A 20,978-nucleotide genomic window follows, 5' to 3' on the forward strand; every position below is an offset into this window, starting at 1 on the left:
TGTCAATTCCTCTTGTAAGTTAATAACATTTTTGAAAAAAACAATGGAACTCGCTACATTACACATTAGTTCATGCAATAAAAAAATTATTATCCTTAAACCACTATTTATTTACAAAAAAACGTATATTTGTACTCGTAATCCACTGGAATAAAACTCTTTACACACATCTCATCCCGCAAAAATTAAAAACAGTAAAATACTATTTATTTTAGAATAATACACTAATATTAAAAATATTTACAATTTTAATAATCACTTTATACAGTTTTAGTACTAATTATTTAGATAACAATCATCAATACATATGCTATGAAAAGAATACATCTTGCATTACCTTTGGTTGCTACATTCGCAGCAATCACTTCTTGTCACACTACAAAGGAGGAAAAAACGACCCCTTTCAATCAAGATCAGTTTCCTCCTGCTCCTGTAGCTGAGCGAATCTCTCAAACTTTTGAGAATTTCGGAGAAAAGCGTACCGACCCTTATTACTGGCTTAAGGACAAAACCAATCCTAAAGTCATAGAATACCTTAAAGCAGAAAATGCTTATACTGATACAGTAATGGCTTCTACCAAAAAACTGCAAGAGACCATCTATAATGAGATTCTCGGGCGTATTAAGGAAGATGACCAAACTTATCCCACCTTTGACAATGGTTACTACTACTACAACCGTAGCGAAAAAGGGAAACAATATCTCACCTATTGCCGCCGAAAAGGATCCATGGAAGCCCCTGAAGAAGTCTTCTTTGATGTGAACCAAATGGCAGAAGGGAAAAATGCCTTCATCTTCGAGGGGTATTTCATCAGTCCAGATAATCAGAAAGCTGCTTATCTGTATAATGAAACAGGCTCCTATGCGGAATATACCTTAAAAATCAGAGACCTTTCCACAGGTAGCGATATCAACTTCCGTGTGGAGGGAGTCGCTTCTGTAGCTTGGGCAAATGATAGTAAGACCCTCTTCTATAGTACGATTGATAAGTCCTTGCGCTCCCATCAGATCCATCGTCAAGTGTTGGACGCCCCTAACTCTGAGCTTCTTTACCAAGAGGATGATGCTCGTTTCTCTACTTATGTCTCTGCCGATAAGCTCAAAAGGCATATATGGGTTTTCAATGAAAGTTCCTCTACCTCAGAGACACGTTATCTCTCTGCAGATAACCCTACCCAGCCGCTAAAAGTCTTCTTGCCTCGTACCCAAGGAGTGGAATATGCCGTATACCCACATAAGGATTACTTCTTCCTTCGTTATAAGGATGATAAGCACCTCAATGGAGAAATGTACAAACTACCTTTGGTAGGATATACTGACCGTACTCTTTGGAAAGAGTTCCTTGCTCATGATCCCAACACACGTATTGAGGGAATTGATGTGCTGAAGGATTATGTAGTGGTATCCTTGCGCAAAAATGGGCTTACTCAGTTAGAAGCACTCCCTGTAGCAGGAGGTGAAAAACGCGTAGTCTCCTTCCCTGAACCAGTATATTCGGTCTCTTTGAAAGAAAATCCTATGTATGACTCTGGTTCTTTCCGCTATTCATACACTTCATTGAACCGCCCTACTACCCTTTATGAATATGAGATAGCTGAAGGAAAAAGCAACAAACTCAAAGAACAAGAAGTGCCCTCTGGTTTCAATCCTGACGATTATACTGTAGAACGACTATGGGCTACCGCCCCTGATGGCGTGAAAGTCCCTATGGCAGTAGTGTACAAAAAAGGTCTTAAGCGAGACGGATCCGCCCCTGCGCTCTTGTATTCCTATGGAAGCTATGGTAGTAACTCTAGAGTGTATTTCAGCACTTCCTACTATAGCCTTATTGACAGAGGTTTTGTCTTTGCTATTGCTCAGATACGTGGAGGTAGTGACTTAGGAGAACAATGGTACGAAGACGGAAAGCTCCTCCATAAGAAAAATACCTTTACCGACTTTATTGCCTGCAGTGAGTTGCTTATCAATGACAAGTATACTTCTGCTGACAAGTTAGCCATCGCAGGAGGATCTGCAGGAGGCTTGCTCATGGGAGCTGTAACCAATATGCGTCCTGACCTATACCATACCGTGGTAGCACAGGTGCCTTTCGTGGATGTGGTAACTACCATGCTGGACGATACACTCCCTCTTACCACAGGTGAATATGAGGAATGGGGAAATCCTAATGAGGAAGAATATTTCCGCTATATGCTTTCCTACTCCCCTTATGATAACATCAAAGCACAAAACTACCCTAATATGCTGGTAACGGGTGGACTTAATGACTCTCAAGTACTCTTCCATGAACCTGCTAAGTATGTAGCTAAGCTTCGCTCGCTTAAAACTGATAAGAATCTCTTGCTCCTGCACATGGACATGGATTCCGGACACGGAGGTGCCACAGGTCGCTATGGTAGAATTAAGGATACAGCCTTTGAATTCGCCTTTATCCTCAAGTGTATTGGAATAGAGAAATAAAGTATAATAACTAACTATTTGTGACAAATAAAAGGGTTTTAGCTTTGCATGCTAAAACCCTTTGTTGTAAAATATTCTTTAATCATGGTTTAGGATAGATCTTATCAGAAAAGGCACTCCAATAATTAGCCCTTTTGTAACGTTCTACCGAAGAGGAGGGTACATATATCTTCTGTAGGGCTGTACTCCTGAAAGGGTTGTTCACCAAAACTGGAGGATTTACCGCAAGGATAGTCACTGTTTTTAGTTTGTTACAATACCAAAAAGCATCATACCCTATAGCAGTGAGGGTTGCTGGCAGAAAAACACTTTCCAATTCCATACATCCAGAGATTCCTACTGTTTGTATTTCAGTAAGTTCTGTATTTTCCAAATGGAGTACCTTGAAATAATTCCAACTGATCGCTCCAAAACCCAATTTGTTTACCTTATTGAAATAAATTTCTTCGAGTTTGGCAAAAGAGAAAGCACTGTCAGACAACAAACGTATATTAGGAAGAGTCACCTTCTTAAGATGGGCATTGAAAAAAGCCTTTTCTCCGAAATCCACCATAGCAGCCGTGTTGAATACAACTTCTCCACTAAGATCAGCCTCTTCAAAAGCAAAGGCTTCTATCTCCTTGAGATTGTCTGGAAAAGTAATGGATTGTAAGTGCTTATGTTCCTTGAAAGCACCTTCTCCTATAGTATTAACCTTTCTAAGTTCATTATCGGCTTGCATATCAAGAGAAGTGGTATTAGGATTTTTCCATTTTATAAGTGTACGCCCATCCCCACTAAGATCATAATTCTCGGTGGAACGAATGGAGTTGGCTCTATTGTTATCTCCATCACCTTTGGAACACCCCATCAGCATGAAGAATATTGAGGTTAGTAATAAAAAGTTTTTCATTTGACAAATACTTATGTTATGGAATCACCTGAATATAATCTGCAAACGCCTTCCAATAATAATCTCTTTTATAAAGAGAAAGCAGCTCCTCTGGCTGACTGGGCACATAGATCTTTGGGAAGGTAACTTTGGAAATACCATAGAAAGGATCTCCCTCATAATAAGGAGGATACAGAGAAAGCATAGTAAAACTATCCAATGTCTTACAATTGGCAAAAGCTTTATCTCCTATAGGTTTTAGATTCATTGTTACTGAGAGTATAACCTTTTTCAGCTGGCTACAATTGGCAAAGGCCTCCTTCCCTATTCCTTCCACGTTTGCTTGAGTGAGGTCTACTTGTTCTAATACCTCACAGCCATAAAAAGCTCCGTCTCCTATAAGTTTCGTCTTGGCGAAAGTAACTTTTTTAAGTTGTTTGCAATCGGCAAAAATACGATTAGGGAGCGCTTTAGTATTAGGAAGCATAACCTCCCTAAGGTTAGACTGATAGAAGGTTTTCTCCCCAAAGACTACATTTGAATAAGAATAAAAGTGAAGTCCTTCACTCAGATCTGTCTGAGCAAAAGCCTCAGTGCCTATTTCTTTAAGATTATCAGAGAGAGTAATCCCTTTGAGATTCTTACAACCCTTGAAGGCTTCATCGGCAATGGTATTGATCTCTCGCAACTTGCTATCGGCTTGCATATCTATATAAGAGGAACTTTGATCTTTCCATTTTACAAGTGTGAGCCCATCATGGCTAAGCTGATAGTAGCTCGAAGGAATATCACTATGTCCACTATCCTCCTTCTGACAACCCACTAAGAGTATAAACAAAAGAAATAAGAAGAGTTTTTTCATTATATTGACTTTAGAAGTTAAAAAAACAAATCACAAGTGTGCTTCTTACATTAGTGTATAGTAATCTCCTGTGCAAAAGACTCAGACAAGAGCCTAATCTGTGAGGAAAAGACAACCTTATAAGTACCTGCAGGCACACTATCATCAATGGTAAAAGTGGCAGTTGTATCTCTGTGAATAAAAGTATCTATAGTTGCTTTTACTTCTCCATCTTTGATCAGTAGCAAACTACAATATCTATAATCACCATTGGTTCGTCCCACACTTGTATAAGTAAAATATTCCCCTGTGAGGGTTAGTGTGTCTCCTACCCTTAGAGAAGTCTGAGAAAGGGAGTGGATCAAAGGTGCATGAGCTACCTCTATTTCTATAGGTTCTTTCTGGCTATTGACAAAAGGAAGTACATACTCTTTTCCCTTCCCCTTGATAACAAAATCAAAGTCCTTACCACCTATCAAAGGGGTAGAAGGCGTATCAAACATCAAAAAATGAACATTATAAGAACCAGTATAAGTTACTGCAAGAGGATAGTCCTGCCCATTCTTTCTCAAATAATAAGTATATTTGGCTAAATCCTCTTCCTTGGCATATATAACTGTATTAAATTTCTGCAAATGAGTAGTAGCTAATACAGTGACTGGATCTTCAAAACGATTGATATCCAACACCTTCAACACAGGAATACCATTCTCTAAGACAAAAAAGTCACTTGAGGCCTCTTCTTTGTCAAAAGTTGCCTTAAGACGATATTCACCATTCTTGTAAGAGGCAGGCAAAACTACATCTACCCTTCTCTCCTTCTTATCTATCTTCTGTACTTTCAACTCATAAGAGATAGAAAAATCTTTTCGGTTGACCAATTGTACCTTGATTTGCTCCTTTTTTACAGGTAAGGTATTGGTATTGAAAGAAACTACCTCTCCCCCTTGCTTGTCTTTGGCAAATCCTTGAGGAATAGGTTCTATAGCTATAGGCACCTGTGGTTGCTCAGTTTTCTCAACTGTCACCACTACTTTATAGGTCTTAGTGGTCTTGTCCTGAGCTGTTACGGTATAGCTTACTGGTTTTGTAAAATCCTGTGCTACCCCTGTATTAGGACTAAGTGTTGCTCCTTTGGAAATTGTAATTGTAGGGCTAAGCGCCTCCACTGGAGTATCTTCAGGTAAAGAAACTGTAATATCTGTTCCTTTGATAAGAGCCGTATAGGGCTTATCTTCCAGAGTAAAGACAAACGAAAGAATATCCTTTTCTGTATTCAGTGGAAGTGATTCAGAATCGTCCTTCTTGCATCCTATAGCCAGAAGCAAGAGGCATAAAGCATAAATTTTTTTCATTACAAAAGCTTTTAAAGTGTTTTATCTGAAGGCAAAGGTAATAAATAATCATCTACAACAAAGCAAAAATATATAATTTAACACCGTCAATTCCTCCCCTCTTCCAAAAAACACAAGAGGAGCTCCTCCAGAAGTCTCTGGAGTTCTCCTCTTATGGTTTTCTCTTAAGAAGTACCTTAATATTCGAATGACACTTTTTTATCAGGATTGCCTGTCCAATACGCTTTGTAAAGATTCAGACTATCGACGATTTGCCCATACAAGGCCTCGTTGTTCTGGCGGACATCGTCCAAATGGTAGAACTTAGCCAATACCTGCTTTTGTTCTATCCATTCCAAAGACTGCATGCAGTCATCCAAGCCATCCAAAGTATAACCAAAATAGTCGGGCAAGGAAAAGGTTTCCTTCATCTTGTTCAAGAAAGCACGCTCGCTGCGAACATTTCTCAAATCAATATGAATTTCCATGGCATTTTTTCTAAGATATGCATATGTACTCATACTATTAGTAAATATTTAAAATAGTGTTTTTACTTATGAAACTATACTTGGAGCACTCCCATATTAAATGCTTTTTTAAGAGGGGCTCCATTGGCAGCCTCAATTCCCATAGATATCCATTGTCGAGTATCCAAGGGATCTATGATTGCATCCACCCAGAGATGGGCTGCAGCATAGTAAGGAGAGGTCTGCTCATCATATTTTTTTTGAATATTCTCTAATAGTTCTTGCTCCCTTTCTGGAGAGAGTGTCTCTCCTTTGCGCTTAAGGGTAGCCGTCTCTATCTGCAAGAGCACTTTAGCTGCCTGCACACCGCCCATCACAGCCAAATTGGCCGAAGGATAAGCGACAATAAGACGAGGGTCATAGGCCTTACCACACATGGCATAGTTGCCTGCTCCGTAAGAATTGCCTACAATAATAGTAAACTTAGGGACAACCGAATTGGCCACAGCATTGACCAGTTTTGCTCCATCCTTGATAATTCCTCCGTGCTCGGACTTGCTCCCTACCATGAATCCTGTAACATCCTGAAGGAACACCAGGGGTATTTTCTTTTGGTTACAGTTGGCTATAAAGCGTGTTGCCTTGTCCGCACTATCGGAATAGATGACACCTCCTACCTGCATTTCTCCTTTTTTGGTTTTAACTACCTTGCGTTGGTTAGCGACAATTCCCACCGCCCAACCATCGATACGAGCATAGCCTGTGAGAATGGTTTGTCCATATCCCTCCTTGTATTCCTCCCATTCGGAATCATCAACTAAGCGGAGGATAATCTCCTTCATATCATAGGGTTGTGTCCTACTCTGGGGGAGTATACCATATATATCAGCAGGATTGAGCTTAGGCTTAACACTCTTTATTCTACTAAAGCCTGCCTTGGAGCTCTCCCCTATCTTATCCACTAAGTTTTTAATTACCTCAAGAGCATCTTGGTCATTCTCACATTGATAATCCGTCACACCACTGATCTGGCAATGGGTAGTAGCTCCTCCTAAGGTCTCATTATCAATATCCTCACCTATTGCAGCTTTCACCAAGTAGCTCCCTGCAAGGAAGATACTCCCTGTTTTGTTGACAATCAAGGCCTCGTCGCTCATAATAGGCAAGTAAGCTCCTCCTGCCACACAACTCCCCATGACAGCAGCTATTTGCACGATCCCCTCGCTACTCATCTGAGCATTGTTACGGAAGATACGCCCAAAATGCTCCTTATCGGGAAACACCTCATCCTGAAGTGGTAGGAACACCCCAGCACTATCTACCAAGTAGATAATAGGCAAGCGGTTTTCCATAGCAATCTCCTGAGCACGAAGGTTCTTTTTACAAGTCATCGGAAACCAAGCGCCAGCCTTGACTGTAGCATCATTAGCCACGACAATCACCTGATGACCACGCACATAACCTATCTCCACCACCACTCCTGCAGAAGGGCAGCCCCCATATTCTTTATACATACCTTCTCCAGCAAAAGCCCCTATCTCCACGCGAGGCTTGTCCTTGTCCAACAGATAGTCAATGCGCTCACGAGCTGAGAGCTTTCCCTGACTGTGAAGCTTCTCGAGGGCTTTCTCTCCCCCTCCAAGTTTTATCTGTTCCCATCGCTGACGCACCTGATCTCGCGCCAACTTGTTATAGTCCTCGTTCTTATTAAAAGCTAAATCCATGTTGGATATTTGACGTTGCAAAGTTAAGAATTTTTATTATTTCCACAAGTTTTTATGTGACTTTTTTTGTTAAAAAATACTTATAATTGTTATATTTCATATAACAATTATTGGTTTTCAAGTATTTGCATGAATAAAAGTTATTTTACCTCGCTTAGGCGTACATAGCGTACGTACCCTGTACCAGAGACTTTTTCTTTGAGTGATTCGGTGGTGAAAGGAACTTCTGCATCAGTCGTATAGTAATACTGATCCTCAACCGCCGATTCAAAACGAAGCTTATACCCCTGATTCAAAAGATTATTGTCCAAGTCCAAAACAATCGTCTTGCGATCCCCCTGAGTGATGGAGGCACCTGTGAGCGCATCCACTTTTTCTTTCTTAGCAGTATAGAAGTCATACCACTTCTTGAGAGCGTCGTAGTACTTGCTATTGTCGCCAAAGACATGTAGTGTCTTGAGGTAACTCCCCTGGGGATCTATAAGGGAGACCACCATATAAGCTGCTTCTCCAGAATAATTGGTCATCTGCACCATACACTTATATTTATTTTGAGCCTGAGCGGACAAAGCCAACAGTACTACACACAGAAAATAAAATTTCTTTACCATAAACTAAAATGTTTTTAAATTATAAGGTGCAAAGATAGTAAAATCTCTATTATTAAAACTTATTCTATAATAGAAAAAATCTATATAAATAAGGTTGATTATATAGATTTTCTTTATACTTTTGCACCCAGAAAATAAAAATAGAAGTTTCATCTTTAAAAACAAAAAAATATGTCTTTAGTTGGAAAAAAATTCCCTAATATTACCGTTGACGCTATGTCAGAAATGGGTGATAACCTCCGTATCAACATCCTAGAGGAGGCTACTAAAAAGAATAAAAAAGTAGTTCTTTTCTGGTATCCTAAGGATTTTACCTTTGTTTGTCCTACAGAGCTACACGCTTTTGAGGAACTTCGTGGAGAGTTCGAGAAGCGCAACACAATCATCATAGGTGCTTCTGTAGATACTTGCGAGGTACACTTCGCTTGGCTAAATACTCCTAAAGATCAAGGAGGTATAGAAGGTGTTACCTATCCTATCCTTGCCGATACGACTCGTAACCTCTCCAATGCCTTAGGAATCTTGGATGCAGAACATGTATATAATGAAGAGCAAGAATCGTATCTAATAGAAGGTTCCAATGTCACCTACCGTGCTACTTTTCTTATCGATGAAAACGGAAAGATATTCCACGAAAGTGTGAATGACATGCCACTGGGGCGTAATGTAAAGGAATACCTCCGCCTTATCGATGCCTACACTCATGTACAAAAATTTGGAGAAGTATGTCCTGCCAACTGGGAAGAAGGTAAGGAAGCTATGCATGCCGATAGAAAAAGTACTGCTGAGTACTTAGCCAAACATTAATAATCTTATTGTCTTATAAAAAACGCAACCCTTACTCTTAATTATTTTATCTTATGTTAGTAGAACTTACCAGCGATACCTTAGCAGAAGTGATACAAGCCAACAAGAAAGTGGCAGTACAGTTCTCCGCCTCTTGGTGTGGTAACTGTCGTATCATGAAGCCCAAATTCAAAAAGCTCGCTTCAGAGAAGGAGGATATTGCCTTTGTCATCGTAGATGCTGAGCAATTTCCTGAATCACGCAAGCTTGCCAATGTAACTAACCTACCTACCTTCGCTATCTTTGAGGATGGACAGCTCATAAGAGATGTACAGACCAATAAGCAAGAGGTACTAAATGAATTAATCGATGAAATTACCCGTAATTAAGCATCTCACCCAGTTTGTAGAAGCCAATGATGAAGATTACCTTATAGAGGCGATAGAAGTTTTGGAATATCTTACCGAACTTCCGTCCCTTAAGGAAGAGGAATTGGACGTGATAGGGGAACTACTCTCCAATATGTATGGAGCCTTAGAAGTGGAAAAACTCATCAAGGCAGGAACCCCTCAGAAAGAAGCGCTTAATACCTTTATGCAAAGAGTACTTGGTGCAATTGACAAATAAAATAAATTTAGAAAGTTAGTTCTTTTACAAAACAGGTGGTATCTGAGATATCACCTGTTTTATTTTCCTTTCAAAGCTTCTACCATCCTTACACACTCCATAGCTTCTTTTACATCATGTACTCGAAGAATATCTGCTCCATGGAGCAAGGCAAAGGTATTAAGCACAGTAGTACCATTGAGAGCTTCCTCGGCAGATGTTTCCAGAAGCTTATATATCATAGACTTACGGGAGATTCCCACCAATATAGGACAATCTAAAATGTCGAATATGGCCAAGTGCTGCATCAGTTGGTAGTTCTGAGGGAGGGTTTTAGAAAAACCAAAACCAGGATCTACGATCAGGTCGTTGATTTTCAGTTGTCTTGCTTTATCTTTTATCTCAGAGAAATAGTACAATATATCGGCAGTAAGGTTTTGATACTCCGTATAGGACTGCATGGTCTGTGGGGTGCCTCGCATATGCATAGCGATATAGGGGACTTGGTAGTGAGCAACGACATCCCAGATAGGAGGATCTATCTGTCCGGCAGAAATATCATTGATCATACACGCCCCCGCTTCCAAACTCTGGCGAGCCACTTCAGCACGGAAAGTATCCACTGAGATGCGAATCTCAGGAAAATGTTTTACCAAGGCTTCCACTATAGGCACCACTCGTTGTAGTTCTTCTTCAGCCGAGACTTCAGCAGCATTCGGGCGGGAGCTATACCCACCTATATCCACAAAAGTAGCCCCCAAAGCGAGCATTTGCTCAGCCTTAGCAAGGATTTCAGTGCCTTGTACACGACTCTGGGCAAAAAAAGAATCGGGGGTTACATTGAGTATTCCCATTACTTTGGGGGTATCAAAGGAGAGAAGTTCTCCTCGACAGTTTATTGACTTCATTAGCTTTGAGTTTTAGTTTGTAGAGAGCATACTTAACTTACTATAATTCCTTTTCTTTTACTTTAAGAGAATCTATGTACAACTCAAGCTTCTTACTATTATAAAAATCCATACATTTCATGATTGTCAGATATATTTTCCCTCTATTATCATCTGCGGGGTAGGCATTATATTCTTTTTTATGCCATTCCTTGACAAGACGATCAAAAGATAGGTTGTTTTTTGTTAGGTTCGCATCCAACCCTCCATAAGTAATATAATCCTCCCTACTTCTATCTATGAACAAAGAGTATAAATCGGGGTTTTCTTTTACAATTTGTTCATATTCGTATTCCATACAATTACAAAAAGCAATGTTTTTTAGAATTAATAGCTTGTCATCCTTATTTTTTATCTTTTTCTGTAAAAGCGGGGTGTCATAATAAATATCATCCGTTTTTGTTGCTGCTGTGCAATATTTTTCATCACTTGCTTTATATCTCTTCTCTAATACTACACGAACAGAATCTAAGTATTTTTTAAGTGCCTTACTATTGTAGAAATCTAAACACTTCATATAAGTTAGGATAGCGTTTAGGACTTCCTTTCTCTTGAAAGGTTTTATAATAGGGTTTACTTAACCAATTTTCAACGAGCTTATCAAGGGTAGGATTTGCTACTATCCACTCTATATCCAGATACTCACTACACTGAAGATATCCACCTGTAGTAGCATCAGGTATCAATTTGTAAGTATTGGGTTCCTTCTTTTTTATACCGAACACTTCTTGTCCAAAACATTTGCGAAAAGCTACATTTTTAAGCATCAACAAATCATCTTCTAATGTTTTATCTTTCTTCATTGTCAATACTTCATTGTCAATCTCTTTCTCTTGTTTTATTTCCTTTATTTGAGTAGAGGCTGTGGAGGAAGTTTCCTTTGGGAACTTTCCTTCACTATTTTGTTTATTATTACAACAAAACAAAAAACTTGATAACGATATAAATAAAAAGTATTTCATATAATTTTAATTTGTTTATGCTCTTACTTTATACATCTGAGGAGGACTATCAGAATAATCAATCTAATTCTAAGAGAAAAAGTATTGTCTAAAATACTATCATTAGCTTTCACCCCCCTTTTATACACTAAAGTTATTCATAATTTCTTGTATAGACCCAGAGAAGAGAATTATCTTGGTTCGAGACACCTACTTCTATAAAGACAGTAGCCAAAAAGGCTTTCTCCTTAAGGAAAAACGGTTTGACTTCTGCCCACTTCTCGGTAAAAATATGCTGCTTTTCCCCCTTATCCTCATAGAAAAGACTATACGGAATAGCATCAAGAAGGCGAAATTTCTGTATCTTTTTTGAAATGCATATAACAGATTCTCTTTCGAAGTCATTCCCAAAAGCCCTAAGTATATCACAGCAATTTCCTTGTATGAAATAATTTGCTCCTTTTTTGAGTAATTGGATATTGGTTAAAACTACTTTTCGAGAGGTTCTATCGGTAGTATCTACGTTATCACAATCACATTCCTTTTGAGAAAATGGCTTTCTTTGTTGAGAAAACATTTCTCCTGCTTGAGAGAAGAACAGCATGCTTAAGAGAATTATCAATTTTGAGTTTTGAGTTTTGCGCTTCGAGTGTATCATTAGCTATTAGTCATTATAGGTTAGTGGTTAGGAGGTAGACTCCTAACCACTGCCTTTTTATTTCCAATCTTTTTTCTTAGAGGTCTTCCCTATTCCTGAGTTAAAGCTATTGGTAGGATCCAGCTCCTTATAGAAGTTTTTGAGAGGTTCCTTGGCGTGGTATAGGTGACCTACATTGTGTTCGGCAGGATATTCTGCTCCACGCTGATCGAGTATCTTGAGCATTTCCTCCTCTATCTCTTCACAGTTATAGCCTTTCTTAATCACATAGTCCTGATGGAATACATGACACATGAAGTGTCCGTAATAGAGTTTATGGAGAATTTTGTTATCCAATTCTGGTGGAAGTTGTTCGAACCAATCTTCTTCGTTGCGCTTAAGGGCAATATCCAAGGCAACAATATCTTCTACCTCCTTTTCATGTACAGAGCGGTAACGAATAGCGGCAGAAGCCACGGCAAAGCGCAAGAGCATAGCTGCCTGAGCTAAATCTGCATCACACTCAAAGTAGGCTCCTTTGCTCTTATCAGCAAAATAGTCTTTGAGATATTCGCGGGCTTCTTCTACTCCCTTACCTCCCATTTTGAGGATCAGATGATGTTCGTATTGGTTGCGATAATCCCACATGATCTGAGGCAGATGCTTGGGCATAAGTTTGGAAGTTCCTTGTAGGAATTTTTCGCTAAAGTGGGATGGCATAAAAGGAAGTTTTTTAGCCACACGATCTGCCCATGCCTTGAGAGAGAAGAGTTTAGGCAAATATTCGGTACCTACATGCTTGATATACCAAAAGGTATCCTTACCATACTTAGCTGCAATATCAAAGGCGGTGCGATGGATATATTCGCCAGAGATAGGAATCTGCTCGAAAGAGCCCAACATGTGTCGGCGTAGCTCGGTCAGCACCTTGGTATCATTGGTGCCTATATAGAATACGGCTGTGTGTTTCTCAGCAGGGAAAGTATCCACACGTACGGCAAAAACAGCCAAGCGACCTGCACTTCCTGAAGCCTCGTAAAGGCGAGCAGGGTCTGCATTGAAGCGAGCAGGGGTATCAGCATCTATCTGGCGTACATGATTGCAGTAATCGTGGTCGTGCCCTTTCTTATCTGTTTGGTGAATATCCTTCCTTTGGTATTTTCCCTCTTGGAGGTTGGTGAGTATCTCCTTGGGAGTTTCACCAAGGTCTATCCCTAAGTGATTAATCAGTTCCAGCTTACCTTCTGCATTGCGCTGTGCATAGAGCGCCATCTCGGTATAGGCGGGGCCTCGCTGTACAAGAGAGCCTCCAGAGTTGTTACACACACCACCAATCACAGAAGCCCCTATACAAGAGGAACCAATTACGGAATGAGGTTCTCTGTTATAGGGTTTTAACTCCTGTTCCAAGTGGTTCAGGGTAGAACCTGGTAGACAAACTGCTTGCTCTCCTTCGAGGATAATTTGGATATTATCATTGCGCATGGTATTGATAATCACCACATCGCGGTCATAATCATTTCCAAAAGGATTAGAGCCTCCTGTGATACCTGTATTGGCTGCTTGGGAAATAACAATTACATCAGCCTCGGTACAAGCCTCCAACACTTGCCATTGTTCCCAAAGAGTAGCGGGCCGCACCACTGCCAAGGCATTTCCTGTCCCAAAGCGATATCCTGTACGATAGCGCTCGGTCTGCCCTGGGTCGGTCATTACATACTTTGCCCCTACTATTTGGCGTAGTTTTTCTAATAAGTTTTGTGTATTCATGGGATTAGTTTTTAATTCTAAGTTTTGAGTTTTGAGTTACTGAAAATTAATCATTAATCATTTTTCACTCCCTTTCTAAGCCATTCCTTATAGGTCTCCACATCCACATATTGTACAGGAGTAGAGAGCAGTTCAGTATTGGGAGAGAGTAGCACATAATAAGGTTGGGAGGCTGAGGAGAAATTCACCTCTTGGAAAGTAGCCCACTTGTCACCTATGGTTTTAATATATTCTACACGCCCATTACGGTGCTTGAAATCAAATTGTTTGTCCTTAGGTAGCTCTTCTTTGTCATCTACATAGAGAGAGATCAGAACGTACTTCTTCATAAGTTCTTTCACCTGAGGATCTGTCCATACATGTTCTTCCATCTTGCGACAATTGACACAAGCCCACCCTGTAAAGTCCAGCATAACGGGCATATTATGTTTCTTGGCATAGGCCATTCCCTCATAGTAATCCTTGAAGACGATTTGATCATTTTTGTGTTCCTTAGGGAAGAAAGCATAGGATTCTGGAGGTGGGAAACCACTGAGTACCCTCAGACTGTTCTTACCAAAAAGACCTAAAAGTAGATATATAGAGAAGGCAGCCGAAAGTACTCCTATGAGCAAACGCCCTTTGGAATATTGTAAGAGAGGCTTGCGTGGCTCATCATGCGGAAAACGAATCAATCCAAACAAATATAGGGTAAGCAAAGCAAAGAGGACAAACCAAAGTCCTACAAATACTTCTCGCTTAAGCAATCCCCAGTGCTGTACAAGGTCAGCATTGGAAAGGAACTTAAGAGCAAAAGCCAATTCCAAGAAACCTAAAAACACTTTCGCGGTGGTCATCCACCCTCCTGATTTAGGTAAAGAGTTGAGCCAAGAAGGGAACAAGGCAAAGAGCACAAAAGGCAAAGCCAAGGAAAGTCCGAAGCCCGCCATTCCTAAGGTAAGCTGTATGGCTCCCCCTGAAGAGAGCGAACCTGCCAAGAGAGATCCCAAGATAGGCCCTGTACAAGAGAAGGATACGATGGCCAAGGTCAGTGCCATAAAGAAGATCCCAATCATCCCCCCTACATTGGAGGCATTGTCCATCTTATTCCCCCAAGAAGACGGTAGAGTAATCTCATAAAATCCAAAGAAAGAAAAGGCAAAGATTACAAAAATCACAAAAAAGACCACATTGAGCCATACATTGGTAGAAATATTATTGAGAATCTCTGGGTCTATATTGTCCAAGAAATGGAAAGGAATACTCAAAAGGACATAGATCAGTAGAATAAAGAAACCATAGAGGAAGGCGTTGAAAATACCTTTCTTACGTGTCTTGCTCTGTTTGGTAAAAAAGGATACCGTAAGAGGAATCATAGGGAATACACAAGGGGTAAGCAAGGCTATGAAGCCACCGAGAAAGCCTAAAAGGAAGACTGTCCAGTTGGACTCCTGTTCTGTCTTTCCGATAAGCTCTTTGTTTTTGAGAGGTATCTCCAACTGCTTGGCCATATCCTCACTACGGCTATCTATCTGTTTTTGTTCCACCTGAGCTGCTGAACCATCCAATGAGAAAACAAAATCTTCTTTGAGATTGATACACACATCTATACATGCCTGGCAAAAGATATTCCCCTTGATATGTTTTACATTAGGGTCGGTGATTTTTACCTTTTGGGTGATTTTTATTTCCTTCTCAAAGAAAAGTTCATCCACCCCAAAAACATCGTTGAAAGTCTTCTGAAGGCCTTCCTCTTGGGATTCTCCCACCATCTCTATCCCTTCTGTAGTGGTATAGGTAATGACCATAGGGAGGGCACCCCCCTTGGGGTTGTTCTGAGAATAGACATGCCACTTAGGCGCTATCTTCCCCTTGAAAATAAGCAAATACTCTGTATCGGAGAGTTTTTCTTGGGAGAAAGTCCATTCTACAGGGTTGTCGTTCTGTTGTCCTGCCAAGGGACTGTTAAAAGATATTTGTGCTTTTGCAAAAGGAATTGCCAGTAGCACCATCAGAAAAGTAAGTAGGTATCTTTTCATCTTCTATTAAGTATTTTAGTTATTCAAAAGTAAGATTAATCATCACCCCACGGGTAAAAATCCCTTTAAGGTTTCCTGTCCAAGGGCTGGCAGGGTCACTGTCATGGATCAGCTCATTGTCTATGGAGAATAATCCTCTTATAGAAGGGGTAAAGCGGAAGTGAGGGGTATAGAAGTCTATCCCAAAGCCCAATTCGTAGAAATAGACTATAGGTTGGGTACGGAACTTACCTTCGCTGTTATCCGAACGAGACTTATTATTGGCACTGAGGTTAATGCCCACAGAAGTCCCAGCGGTAATATAAGGTTTGAAGTTGTCCCAACGCTTAGAGCCATATTTTAGAAGTACAGGGATATATATATAGGTAGAGAGTACCTCGCGCTTGCGGTCGGTCTGTTGGGTCAAGAAAGGAAATTCCAACTCTCTTTTGTTATAGATAAGTCCTGGCTCAAAGCGCAGACTCAGATGATCTATCAGGCGTAGATCCCCCGTAAGACCTACATTGAAACCATAAGACCGCTTGGTCTGTATATCCGTCAGCGGTGGATTGGTATAGTCAAGTGCTTGATAGTCCACACGGAAATCAAGCGTATTTATCCCAAAATAGTACCCCCATTGGAATTTTTGGTAGTCAAAATCTTCCAAATTGATAATTGGTTGTGCTTTTGCTAACAAAGGCAACAGGAATATAAGCAAAGTAATTTTCTTCATAATATTTATTTATCAGCTATATATATAGTAGCTACTCCTAAGGATTGAGGAATAAAATGCACCTTTGAGAAGCCTATTTCATCTTTGAGGATTCCTGACAGTTTCTTTCCAAAAGGAAACTTTGCTGCCGATTCAGACAGATAGGCATAAGCATTCTTGTTCTTGGCTAAGAGTTTCCCCATCATGGGCACGATAAACTTGGTATAGAGTTTGTACCCCTGTTTGTAAGGGAAGCGAGTAGGTACAGAGGTTTCCAAGATCACCAAGCGCCCCCCAGGACGCAATACTCGCCTGAGCTCAGAAAGTCCCTTGTGAAGATTTTCGAAATTGCGTATCCCAAAAGAGACAGTTACTGCATCAAAACTGCCATCAGCAAAAGGCAAATTCTCACTATCGGCTACTTGCATGACAATTCGCTCAGATAGTCCTAATTCTTTGACCTTTTTCTCCCCTACTGAAAGCATCCCTTGGGAGATATCCACAGCAGTAATGTGAGCAGAAGGAATCTTAGAGAGTTCTATAGCCAAGTCGCCTGTACCGGTAGCTACATCAAGAATAGTGCCAGGTTTTATCTGGGCTATTTTTTCTCTTACATGCTTGCGCCAAGAGATGTCCATACGCAAGGTCATTACTCTATTTAGTCCATCGTAAGAAGGAGAAATGGTGTCAAACATTTCTTGCACTTGCTCTTTCTTTCCTTTGTTCGAATTCTTATCAGGGGTTACGATCTCTTCTTGTTGCATGAATTCTATTTTTAGGCGCAAAGGTACAAAATAATGATTAATGTTCAACGATTAATTCTATAAAATACTTCCGTGCCCATTCCCCCTAACCACTGAAGGGAAAAAAGAGAACAGTGGTCAGTGGTTAGGGACTATCCACTAACCACTGACCACTGAGAATTGTTACTACTTACTGACTATTTGTACATACCTCCAAAGCGAAGTCCGAAGAAGAAGTTCATCTCCTTAGCCCCTCCTGTGAGGTTACCTAAGATACTACGAGAACCAAAGACAAGAGGTCCTATATGGAAACCTGTTCCTACATTGAGTTTGGAGATTTGGTTGTAGCTTATAGGAAGAAAAGCTCCAAAGATTCCAGGTCCGAAACGTGTCTCGTAACGAGGAGTAAGCACAAAATCATTGGCATAGCGTGCATTGTACTCATTCTTGGACACTACATTGAGCTGGTTAGAAAGATTCAAATAGAACCCATCTATAAAACGATAATCCAAATCAATATTCAAGGTAGTAGGCAATGAGGAAGAGAAGGAAGTCCCTTGTAATGGAGTTGGTGAAGGAATTTTATCTAAGCTTCCTTGCATATTATCAAGGTTAAAATCTTGATTATGAATAGTATAATTGTAAGATTTTGAATTGGTTGTATAGCTAAGCTTACCCAAATCCAACAAGGAAACTCCTACTTTGAATCGGTAAGGAACATGACCATCGCAGTTAGGGCAACCATCCTCATTGAACTCATAAATAACTCCCAAGTCAAACCCCACTGTAGTTGCGTGAGTTTCCAGCACATTGAAAGAAGAGCCCAATACATCCAAGCCTCCACTTCTGACCTCTGCATGACCATCTCCTATATGCATGATCACATCTCCATTTTCACGACGAAGGGTTACATTGTCCTGATTGACACCAGAGAATCCCATACGGTAACTTCCTGTTCCCTGTACGAGCTTCACTCCAGCTCCCAATCTTATAAGGTTATACCCATCATTCATTACTGTATAGCTCCATACGGCACCTATTTCCTTGAAAGCATTTACCAAAAGATTCATATCATTAATCCCTTGCACTTTGTAGTACTGAGAAGGATCTGTAGGAAGTTGCATATCCCCTACCCCAATAAGTCCTTGAAGCACCTTGGCATCAATTCCTGTGGTATTGGCCATCACACGCATACGTGTTACTAAGCCCAAAGCATGTTCCTTATTGATACGGAAAATAGCCGAAGGTCCTAACACATCGGCAGTAAGTCCTGCATTAATCACCTTAGAAGTACTCAATCCATCGGTGAACTTATTGAAGGATTTTTCCAAATTAAACGAAAATGCCATGTCATTGTTCCCCAAGTTGGCATCTACAGCAACCAAATTCACATCCCAAGGGCGTGCCCCAAGAGCATGTGCTGGATTAGAAAGGGTAGTGGTCACCCCTCCATAGGTACTTGTCCTAAGCCCTGTAAATGATTGTTGAGCAATACCTTGATAGGCTACTAAAGTCAATAATGAAAGAAAAATTTTTTTCATAACAATTTACTTATTTTATGGGGCAAATGTACAAAAATAATATATAACAACTTAGTTTAAATTGTTAATTAAAACTTAAATTAAGAAAAACAAAATATTTTATAAAAAGAGTTATTTATAGTATGCAAAGAAAGCTTTATAATTCATTTTTATTTCGTACTTTTGCAAAAAAAATAAGATTATGAATTTCTTATCATTGGCTCAGAACCGCTATACTACCAAAATTTATAACGGAAAAACACTTTCGAAAGAGACTCTTGAACAATTAAAAGAGATTCTTCGCCTAGCGCCCTCTTCTATCAATAGCCAACCATGGGAATTTATCTTGGTAGGAGATAAGCGTAAAGATGAAGTTTTTGCACCCCTCTCCCTAATGAATGAAGAGCGGGTAAAACAAGCCAGCCATATTGTTATCTTCAGAGTATTGGAGAGTGTAGAACATTTTGAAGAGGAAGCCCCTTCTTATATCTCGGAAGGAGGGCGGACTTTCTATCAACAATATATCAAACCTCAGGGCGAAGCGCATGTCAAGGCTTGGATGGGACACCAAGTATATGTAGCCTTAGGGTATTTCCTTGCCGGATGTGCTGCTATGGGAGTGGACTCAACCCCTATGGAAGGAATATTACCTAAAGAATATGACCAACATCTCCCTAAGAACGGCTATCAAACTCTCTTTGCTGTAGCCATTGGTTATCGTGATCCAGAAGACAAAAACCAACCCTCTATCACTCCCAAAAAGAGAAAAGAATCAGTAGTGAGAGAACTGTAAACAAGAATCAATTCCTCATTCGGGGTTAGGGGGAATAAACAGAGGTCAAGTATAGCCCTTGTCGATAAGTCCTTCTATATCTTTTCCCTGTGGAGTTAAGGTTAGCTGAGGTGTAGTATTTTTATCTTGAATTATAATTCATTAAGGAACTATAAACCCTCTCCAACATGAGAACTGGAATAAGACATTAACATTCCTCTGAATAAAAAGTCCAACCTTTGAGTTTCTCCTTCTTATACTTTTTCATAAAAGCTTCCTCTACCCATATGCTACGAAGACTATCCTCGTTATAGAAAAAGATACCTTCTTTAGAATGTTGGGTGATATGTAGTAACTTATGCTCCGTTTCTATAAGGCTATTATTGGAATATATCTTTGCAGGAATCCACTCAAATGTCCCTGGACACTGTTTTTCAAAGAAATCCATTGCCCTTTTGTTCAGCAAATAGATATAGACTCTATTAATGGATATACAATCCCATTTGGCAGCAATAGCTTCGAAGTCGGTAAAGTCAAGTCGAATGTTCAAGTGTATAGGTTCAGGATCTCCGAACATCAAATAATCAGTAATAGAACCTTTTACCGACCGAAAAGCACCGTATGCTCTACTTGGGTAATTGTTGGAAGTGCCTATGGTATATAGCATTTTATTAAGTATTTGGTTTTAGTGATTGATATAGAAATGAACTTGTGATGAATAAGGGTTAGCTCTGTATTACTTTTTTGAGATCTACTCCCATCTTTTGGTACTTTTCTTCTAAGACTTCTAATAGGTATTCGAATACGTCAGCATAGTAGAAAGAGGGATTACTTTCATTTTCTTGAAGTTTGGTCTTTATATATCTGTAGATGCCGATAGTTCCTTCATAATAAACGTAGGTATTTACTATTTCAGTGAGCTTTTCTGGCAGGAAATCGGGAGCTTTGATAAGGGCATTTATCATCGTAAGCAAGCAAAGGTCTGAGGACTGTTTGTATAGTTCCTTGCTTGCATAAACAAGAGCTGCCTTTGTATCTGAATAATCCAATCCTTCTATATGGGTAAGTAGCTCCTTGTAGTGTGATTCTATAGTCATAACGAATGTATTATCCCCTTATTTTTGGGGACAAATATACAAAATTAATCCTTCGTCTCCTATGAAAATTCTCTTATCTATTCCTCTTTTTTCCCTTCTCCTCTTTACCCCTTAATTAATTAACAATTGACCTTTGACAATT

Annotated in this window: 22 protein-coding genes; 5 read left to right on the forward strand and 17 right to left on the reverse strand. The window is 39.9% G+C overall.

From position 1 onward, the window contains the following. Positions 1–312 precede the first annotated feature (312 nt). Positions 313–2,460, forward strand: a complete 2,148-nt coding sequence (locus CAPGI0001_RS07930; protein WP_002668642.1) for a S9 family peptidase — start codon at positions 313–315, stop codon at positions 2,458–2,460. An 82-nt stretch (positions 2,461–2,542) separates the two neighbouring features. Here the strand turns inward: CAPGI0001_RS07930 and CAPGI0001_RS07935 are convergent, their stop codons facing one another. The 6 genes from CAPGI0001_RS07935 to CAPGI0001_RS07960 form a co-directional block, all read right to left on the reverse strand. Next, positions 2,543–3,352, reverse strand: a complete 810-nt coding sequence (locus tag CAPGI0001_RS07935; protein WP_040360034.1) for a leucine-rich repeat domain-containing protein — start codon at positions 3,350–3,352, stop codon at positions 2,543–2,545. A gap of 16 nt (positions 3,353–3,368) precedes the next feature. Further along, positions 3,369–4,193 (reverse strand): leucine-rich repeat domain-containing protein, encoded by an 825-nt coding sequence (locus CAPGI0001_RS07940; RefSeq protein WP_002668720.1) that lies wholly within the window; start codon positions 4,191–4,193, stop codon positions 3,369–3,371. A gap of 50 nt (positions 4,194–4,243) precedes the next feature. Further along, the gene (locus tag CAPGI0001_RS07945; protein WP_002668675.1) at positions 4,244–5,527 is read right to left on the reverse strand and encodes a DUF5018 domain-containing protein; all 1,284 of its coding nucleotides are present in this window, start codon (positions 5,525–5,527) and stop codon (positions 4,244–4,246) included. 176 nt (positions 5,528–5,703) lie between these two features. After that, positions 5,704–6,027 carry a barstar family protein gene (locus tag CAPGI0001_RS07950; RefSeq protein WP_040360038.1) on the reverse strand — a complete coding sequence of 108 codons (324 nt, stop codon included), beginning with the start codon at positions 6,025–6,027 and terminating at the stop codon, positions 5,704–5,706. A gap of 41 nt (positions 6,028–6,068) precedes the next feature. Beyond that, positions 6,069–7,697, reverse strand: a complete 1,629-nt coding sequence (locus tag CAPGI0001_RS07955; RefSeq protein WP_002668754.1) for an acyl-CoA carboxylase subunit beta — start codon at positions 7,695–7,697, stop codon at positions 6,069–6,071. A gap of 140 nt (positions 7,698–7,837) precedes the next feature. Then, positions 7,838–8,308, reverse strand: coding sequence for a DUF2271 domain-containing protein (locus CAPGI0001_RS07960; RefSeq protein WP_002668753.1), 471 nt, complete (start codon positions 8,306–8,308; stop codon positions 7,838–7,840). Positions 8,309–8,479: 171 nt separating this feature from the next. On the opposite strand from CAPGI0001_RS07960, the gene CAPGI0001_RS07965 reads away from it, so the two are divergent. Genes CAPGI0001_RS07965 through CAPGI0001_RS07975 form a run of 3 tightly spaced genes read left to right on the forward strand, consistent with a single transcriptional unit; the run spans position 8,480 to position 9,721 of the window. Then, positions 8,480–9,115, forward strand: coding sequence for a peroxiredoxin (locus CAPGI0001_RS07965; protein ID WP_002668676.1), 636 nt, complete (start codon positions 8,480–8,482; stop codon positions 9,113–9,115). A 53-nt stretch (positions 9,116–9,168) separates the two neighbouring features. After that, positions 9,169–9,483, forward strand: coding sequence for a thioredoxin family protein (locus tag CAPGI0001_RS07970; RefSeq protein ID WP_002668677.1), 315 nt, complete (start codon positions 9,169–9,171; stop codon positions 9,481–9,483). Continuing rightward, positions 9,464–9,721 (forward strand): DUF6952 family protein, encoded by a 258-nt coding sequence (locus CAPGI0001_RS07975; protein ID WP_002668718.1) that lies wholly within the window; start codon positions 9,464–9,466, stop codon positions 9,719–9,721. The genes CAPGI0001_RS07970 and CAPGI0001_RS07975 overlap by 20 nt, the downstream gene beginning before the upstream one ends. A gap of 59 nt (positions 9,722–9,780) precedes the next feature. On the opposite strand, the gene folP is transcribed toward CAPGI0001_RS07975, so the two are convergent. The 9 genes from folP to CAPGI0001_RS08020 form a co-directional block, all read right to left on the reverse strand. Continuing rightward, positions 9,781–10,608, reverse strand: coding sequence for a dihydropteroate synthase (gene folP / locus CAPGI0001_RS07980; RefSeq protein ID WP_002668727.1), 828 nt, complete (start codon positions 10,606–10,608; stop codon positions 9,781–9,783). A 40-nt stretch (positions 10,609–10,648) separates the two neighbouring features. Beyond that, entirely contained in the window at positions 10,649–11,164 is a 516-nt protein-coding gene (locus CAPGI0001_RS07985) for a hypothetical protein (RefSeq protein WP_002668755.1), read from the reverse strand. After that, complete coding sequence (locus tag CAPGI0001_RS07990; protein ID WP_002668649.1) at positions 11,139–11,609, reverse strand: hypothetical protein; 471 nt, start codon at positions 11,607–11,609, stop codon at positions 11,139–11,141. The genes CAPGI0001_RS07985 and CAPGI0001_RS07990 overlap by 26 nt, the downstream gene beginning before the upstream one ends. 133 nt (positions 11,610–11,742) lie before the next feature. Beyond that, complete coding sequence (locus CAPGI0001_RS07995; RefSeq protein ID WP_162013388.1) at positions 11,743–12,210, reverse strand: hypothetical protein; 468 nt, start codon at positions 12,208–12,210, stop codon at positions 11,743–11,745. Positions 12,211–12,303: 93 nt separating this feature from the next. Continuing rightward, entirely contained in the window at positions 12,304–13,995 is a 1,692-nt protein-coding gene (gene dld / locus CAPGI0001_RS08000) for a D-lactate dehydrogenase (protein ID WP_002668681.1), read from the reverse strand. 53 nt (positions 13,996–14,048) lie between these two features. Further along, the gene (locus CAPGI0001_RS08005; RefSeq protein WP_002668651.1) at positions 14,049–16,013 is read right to left on the reverse strand and encodes a protein-disulfide reductase DsbD family protein; all 1,965 of its coding nucleotides are present in this window, start codon (positions 16,011–16,013) and stop codon (positions 14,049–14,051) included. Between the two features lie 19 nt (positions 16,014–16,032). Next, entirely contained in the window at positions 16,033–16,725 is a 693-nt protein-coding gene (gene porT / locus CAPGI0001_RS08010; RefSeq protein ID WP_002668653.1) for a type IX secretion/gliding motility protein PorT/SprT, read from the reverse strand. A gap of 5 nt (positions 16,726–16,730) precedes the next feature. After that, a complete protein-coding gene (ubiE, locus tag CAPGI0001_RS08015) occupies positions 16,731–17,468 on the reverse strand; it encodes a bifunctional demethylmenaquinone methyltransferase/2-methoxy-6-polyprenyl-1,4-benzoquinol methylase UbiE (protein WP_002668707.1) in 738 nt (245 codons plus the stop codon). Between the two features lie 176 nt (positions 17,469–17,644). Beyond that, positions 17,645–18,988: a DUF5723 family protein gene (locus CAPGI0001_RS08020; RefSeq protein ID WP_002668737.1), complete on the reverse strand. Its 1,344-nt coding sequence runs from the start codon at positions 18,986–18,988 to the stop codon at positions 17,645–17,647. A 181-nt stretch (positions 18,989–19,169) separates the two neighbouring features. Here CAPGI0001_RS08020 and CAPGI0001_RS08025 point away from each other — a divergent pair, with 181 nt between their 5' ends. Beyond that, a complete protein-coding gene (locus CAPGI0001_RS08025; RefSeq protein ID WP_002668746.1) occupies positions 19,170–19,760 on the forward strand; it encodes a nitroreductase family protein in 591 nt (196 codons plus the stop codon). Positions 19,761–19,947: 187 nt separating this feature from the next. On the opposite strand, the gene CAPGI0001_RS08030 is transcribed toward CAPGI0001_RS08025, so the two are convergent. After that, positions 19,948–20,406, reverse strand: coding sequence for a hypothetical protein (locus CAPGI0001_RS08030; RefSeq protein WP_040360045.1), 459 nt, complete (start codon positions 20,404–20,406; stop codon positions 19,948–19,950). Between the two features lie 58 nt (positions 20,407–20,464). Further along, positions 20,465–20,836 (reverse strand): hypothetical protein, encoded by a 372-nt coding sequence (locus CAPGI0001_RS08035; protein WP_002668772.1) that lies wholly within the window; start codon positions 20,834–20,836, stop codon positions 20,465–20,467. Positions 20,837–20,978: the final 142 nt, after the last annotated feature.

This window comes from Capnocytophaga gingivalis ATCC 33624 (genome assembly GCF_000174755.1).
In the GTDB taxonomy this organism is placed as follows: Bacteria; Bacteroidota; Bacteroidia; order Flavobacteriales; family Flavobacteriaceae; genus Capnocytophaga; species Capnocytophaga gingivalis.

What these genes read in the sequence shown, in the direction of transcription:
- CAPGI0001_RS08030 (WP_040360045.1), bottom strand. Translation starts at nt 20,406, where the DNA reads ATGCTATATACCATAGGCACTTCCAACAATTACCCAAGTAGAGCATAC.
- CAPGI0001_RS08035 (WP_002668772.1), bottom strand. Translation starts at nt 20,836, where the DNA reads ATGACTATAGAATCACACTACAAGGAGCTACTTACCCATATAGAAGGA.
- CAPGI0001_RS08025 (WP_002668746.1), top strand. Translation starts at nt 19,170, where the DNA reads ATGAATTTCTTATCATTGGCTCAGAACCGCTATACTACCAAAATTTAT.
- CAPGI0001_RS07970 (WP_002668677.1), top strand. Translation starts at nt 9,169, where the DNA reads ATGTTAGTAGAACTTACCAGCGATACCTTAGCAGAAGTGATACAAGCC.
- CAPGI0001_RS07950 (WP_040360038.1), bottom strand. Translation starts at nt 6,027, where the DNA reads ATGAGTACATATGCATATCTTAGAAAAAATGCCATGGAAATTCATATT.
- dld (WP_002668681.1), bottom strand. Translation starts at nt 13,995, where the DNA reads ATGAATACACAAAACTTATTAGAAAAACTACGCCAAATAGTAGGGGCA.
- CAPGI0001_RS07930 (WP_002668642.1), top strand. Translation starts at nt 313, where the DNA reads ATGAAAAGAATACATCTTGCATTACCTTTGGTTGCTACATTCGCAGCA.
- CAPGI0001_RS08005 (WP_002668651.1), bottom strand. Translation starts at nt 16,013, where the DNA reads ATGAAAAGATACCTACTTACTTTTCTGATGGTGCTACTGGCAATTCCT.
- porT (WP_002668653.1), bottom strand. Translation starts at nt 16,725, where the DNA reads ATGAAGAAAATTACTTTGCTTATATTCCTGTTGCCTTTGTTAGCAAAA.
- CAPGI0001_RS07935 (WP_040360034.1), bottom strand. Translation starts at nt 3,352, where the DNA reads ATGAAAAACTTTTTATTACTAACCTCAATATTCTTCATGCTGATGGGG.
- CAPGI0001_RS07955 (WP_002668754.1), bottom strand. Translation starts at nt 7,697, where the DNA reads ATGGATTTAGCTTTTAATAAGAACGAGGACTATAACAAGTTGGCGCGA.
- folP (WP_002668727.1), bottom strand. Translation starts at nt 10,608, where the DNA reads ATGAAGTCAATAAACTGTCGAGGAGAACTTCTCTCCTTTGATACCCCC.
- CAPGI0001_RS07990 (WP_002668649.1), bottom strand. Translation starts at nt 11,609, where the DNA reads ATGAAATACTTTTTATTTATATCGTTATCAAGTTTTTTGTTTTGTTGT.
- CAPGI0001_RS07985 (WP_002668755.1), bottom strand. Translation starts at nt 11,164, where the DNA reads ATGAAGTGTTTAGATTTCTACAATAGTAAGGCACTTAAAAAATACTTA.
- CAPGI0001_RS07960 (WP_002668753.1), bottom strand. Translation starts at nt 8,308, where the DNA reads ATGGTAAAGAAATTTTATTTTCTGTGTGTAGTACTGTTGGCTTTGTCC.
- CAPGI0001_RS07975 (WP_002668718.1), top strand. Translation starts at nt 9,464, where the DNA reads ATGAAATTACCCGTAATTAAGCATCTCACCCAGTTTGTAGAAGCCAAT.
- CAPGI0001_RS07945 (WP_002668675.1), bottom strand. Translation starts at nt 5,527, where the DNA reads ATGAAAAAAATTTATGCTTTATGCCTCTTGCTTCTGGCTATAGGATGC.
- CAPGI0001_RS07965 (WP_002668676.1), top strand. Translation starts at nt 8,480, where the DNA reads ATGTCTTTAGTTGGAAAAAAATTCCCTAATATTACCGTTGACGCTATG.
- ubiE (WP_002668707.1), bottom strand. Translation starts at nt 17,468, where the DNA reads ATGCAACAAGAAGAGATCGTAACCCCTGATAAGAATTCGAACAAAGGA.
- CAPGI0001_RS08020 (WP_002668737.1), bottom strand. Translation starts at nt 18,988, where the DNA reads ATGAAAAAAATTTTTCTTTCATTATTGACTTTAGTAGCCTATCAAGGT.
- CAPGI0001_RS07940 (WP_002668720.1), bottom strand. Translation starts at nt 4,193, where the DNA reads ATGAAAAAACTCTTCTTATTTCTTTTGTTTATACTCTTAGTGGGTTGT.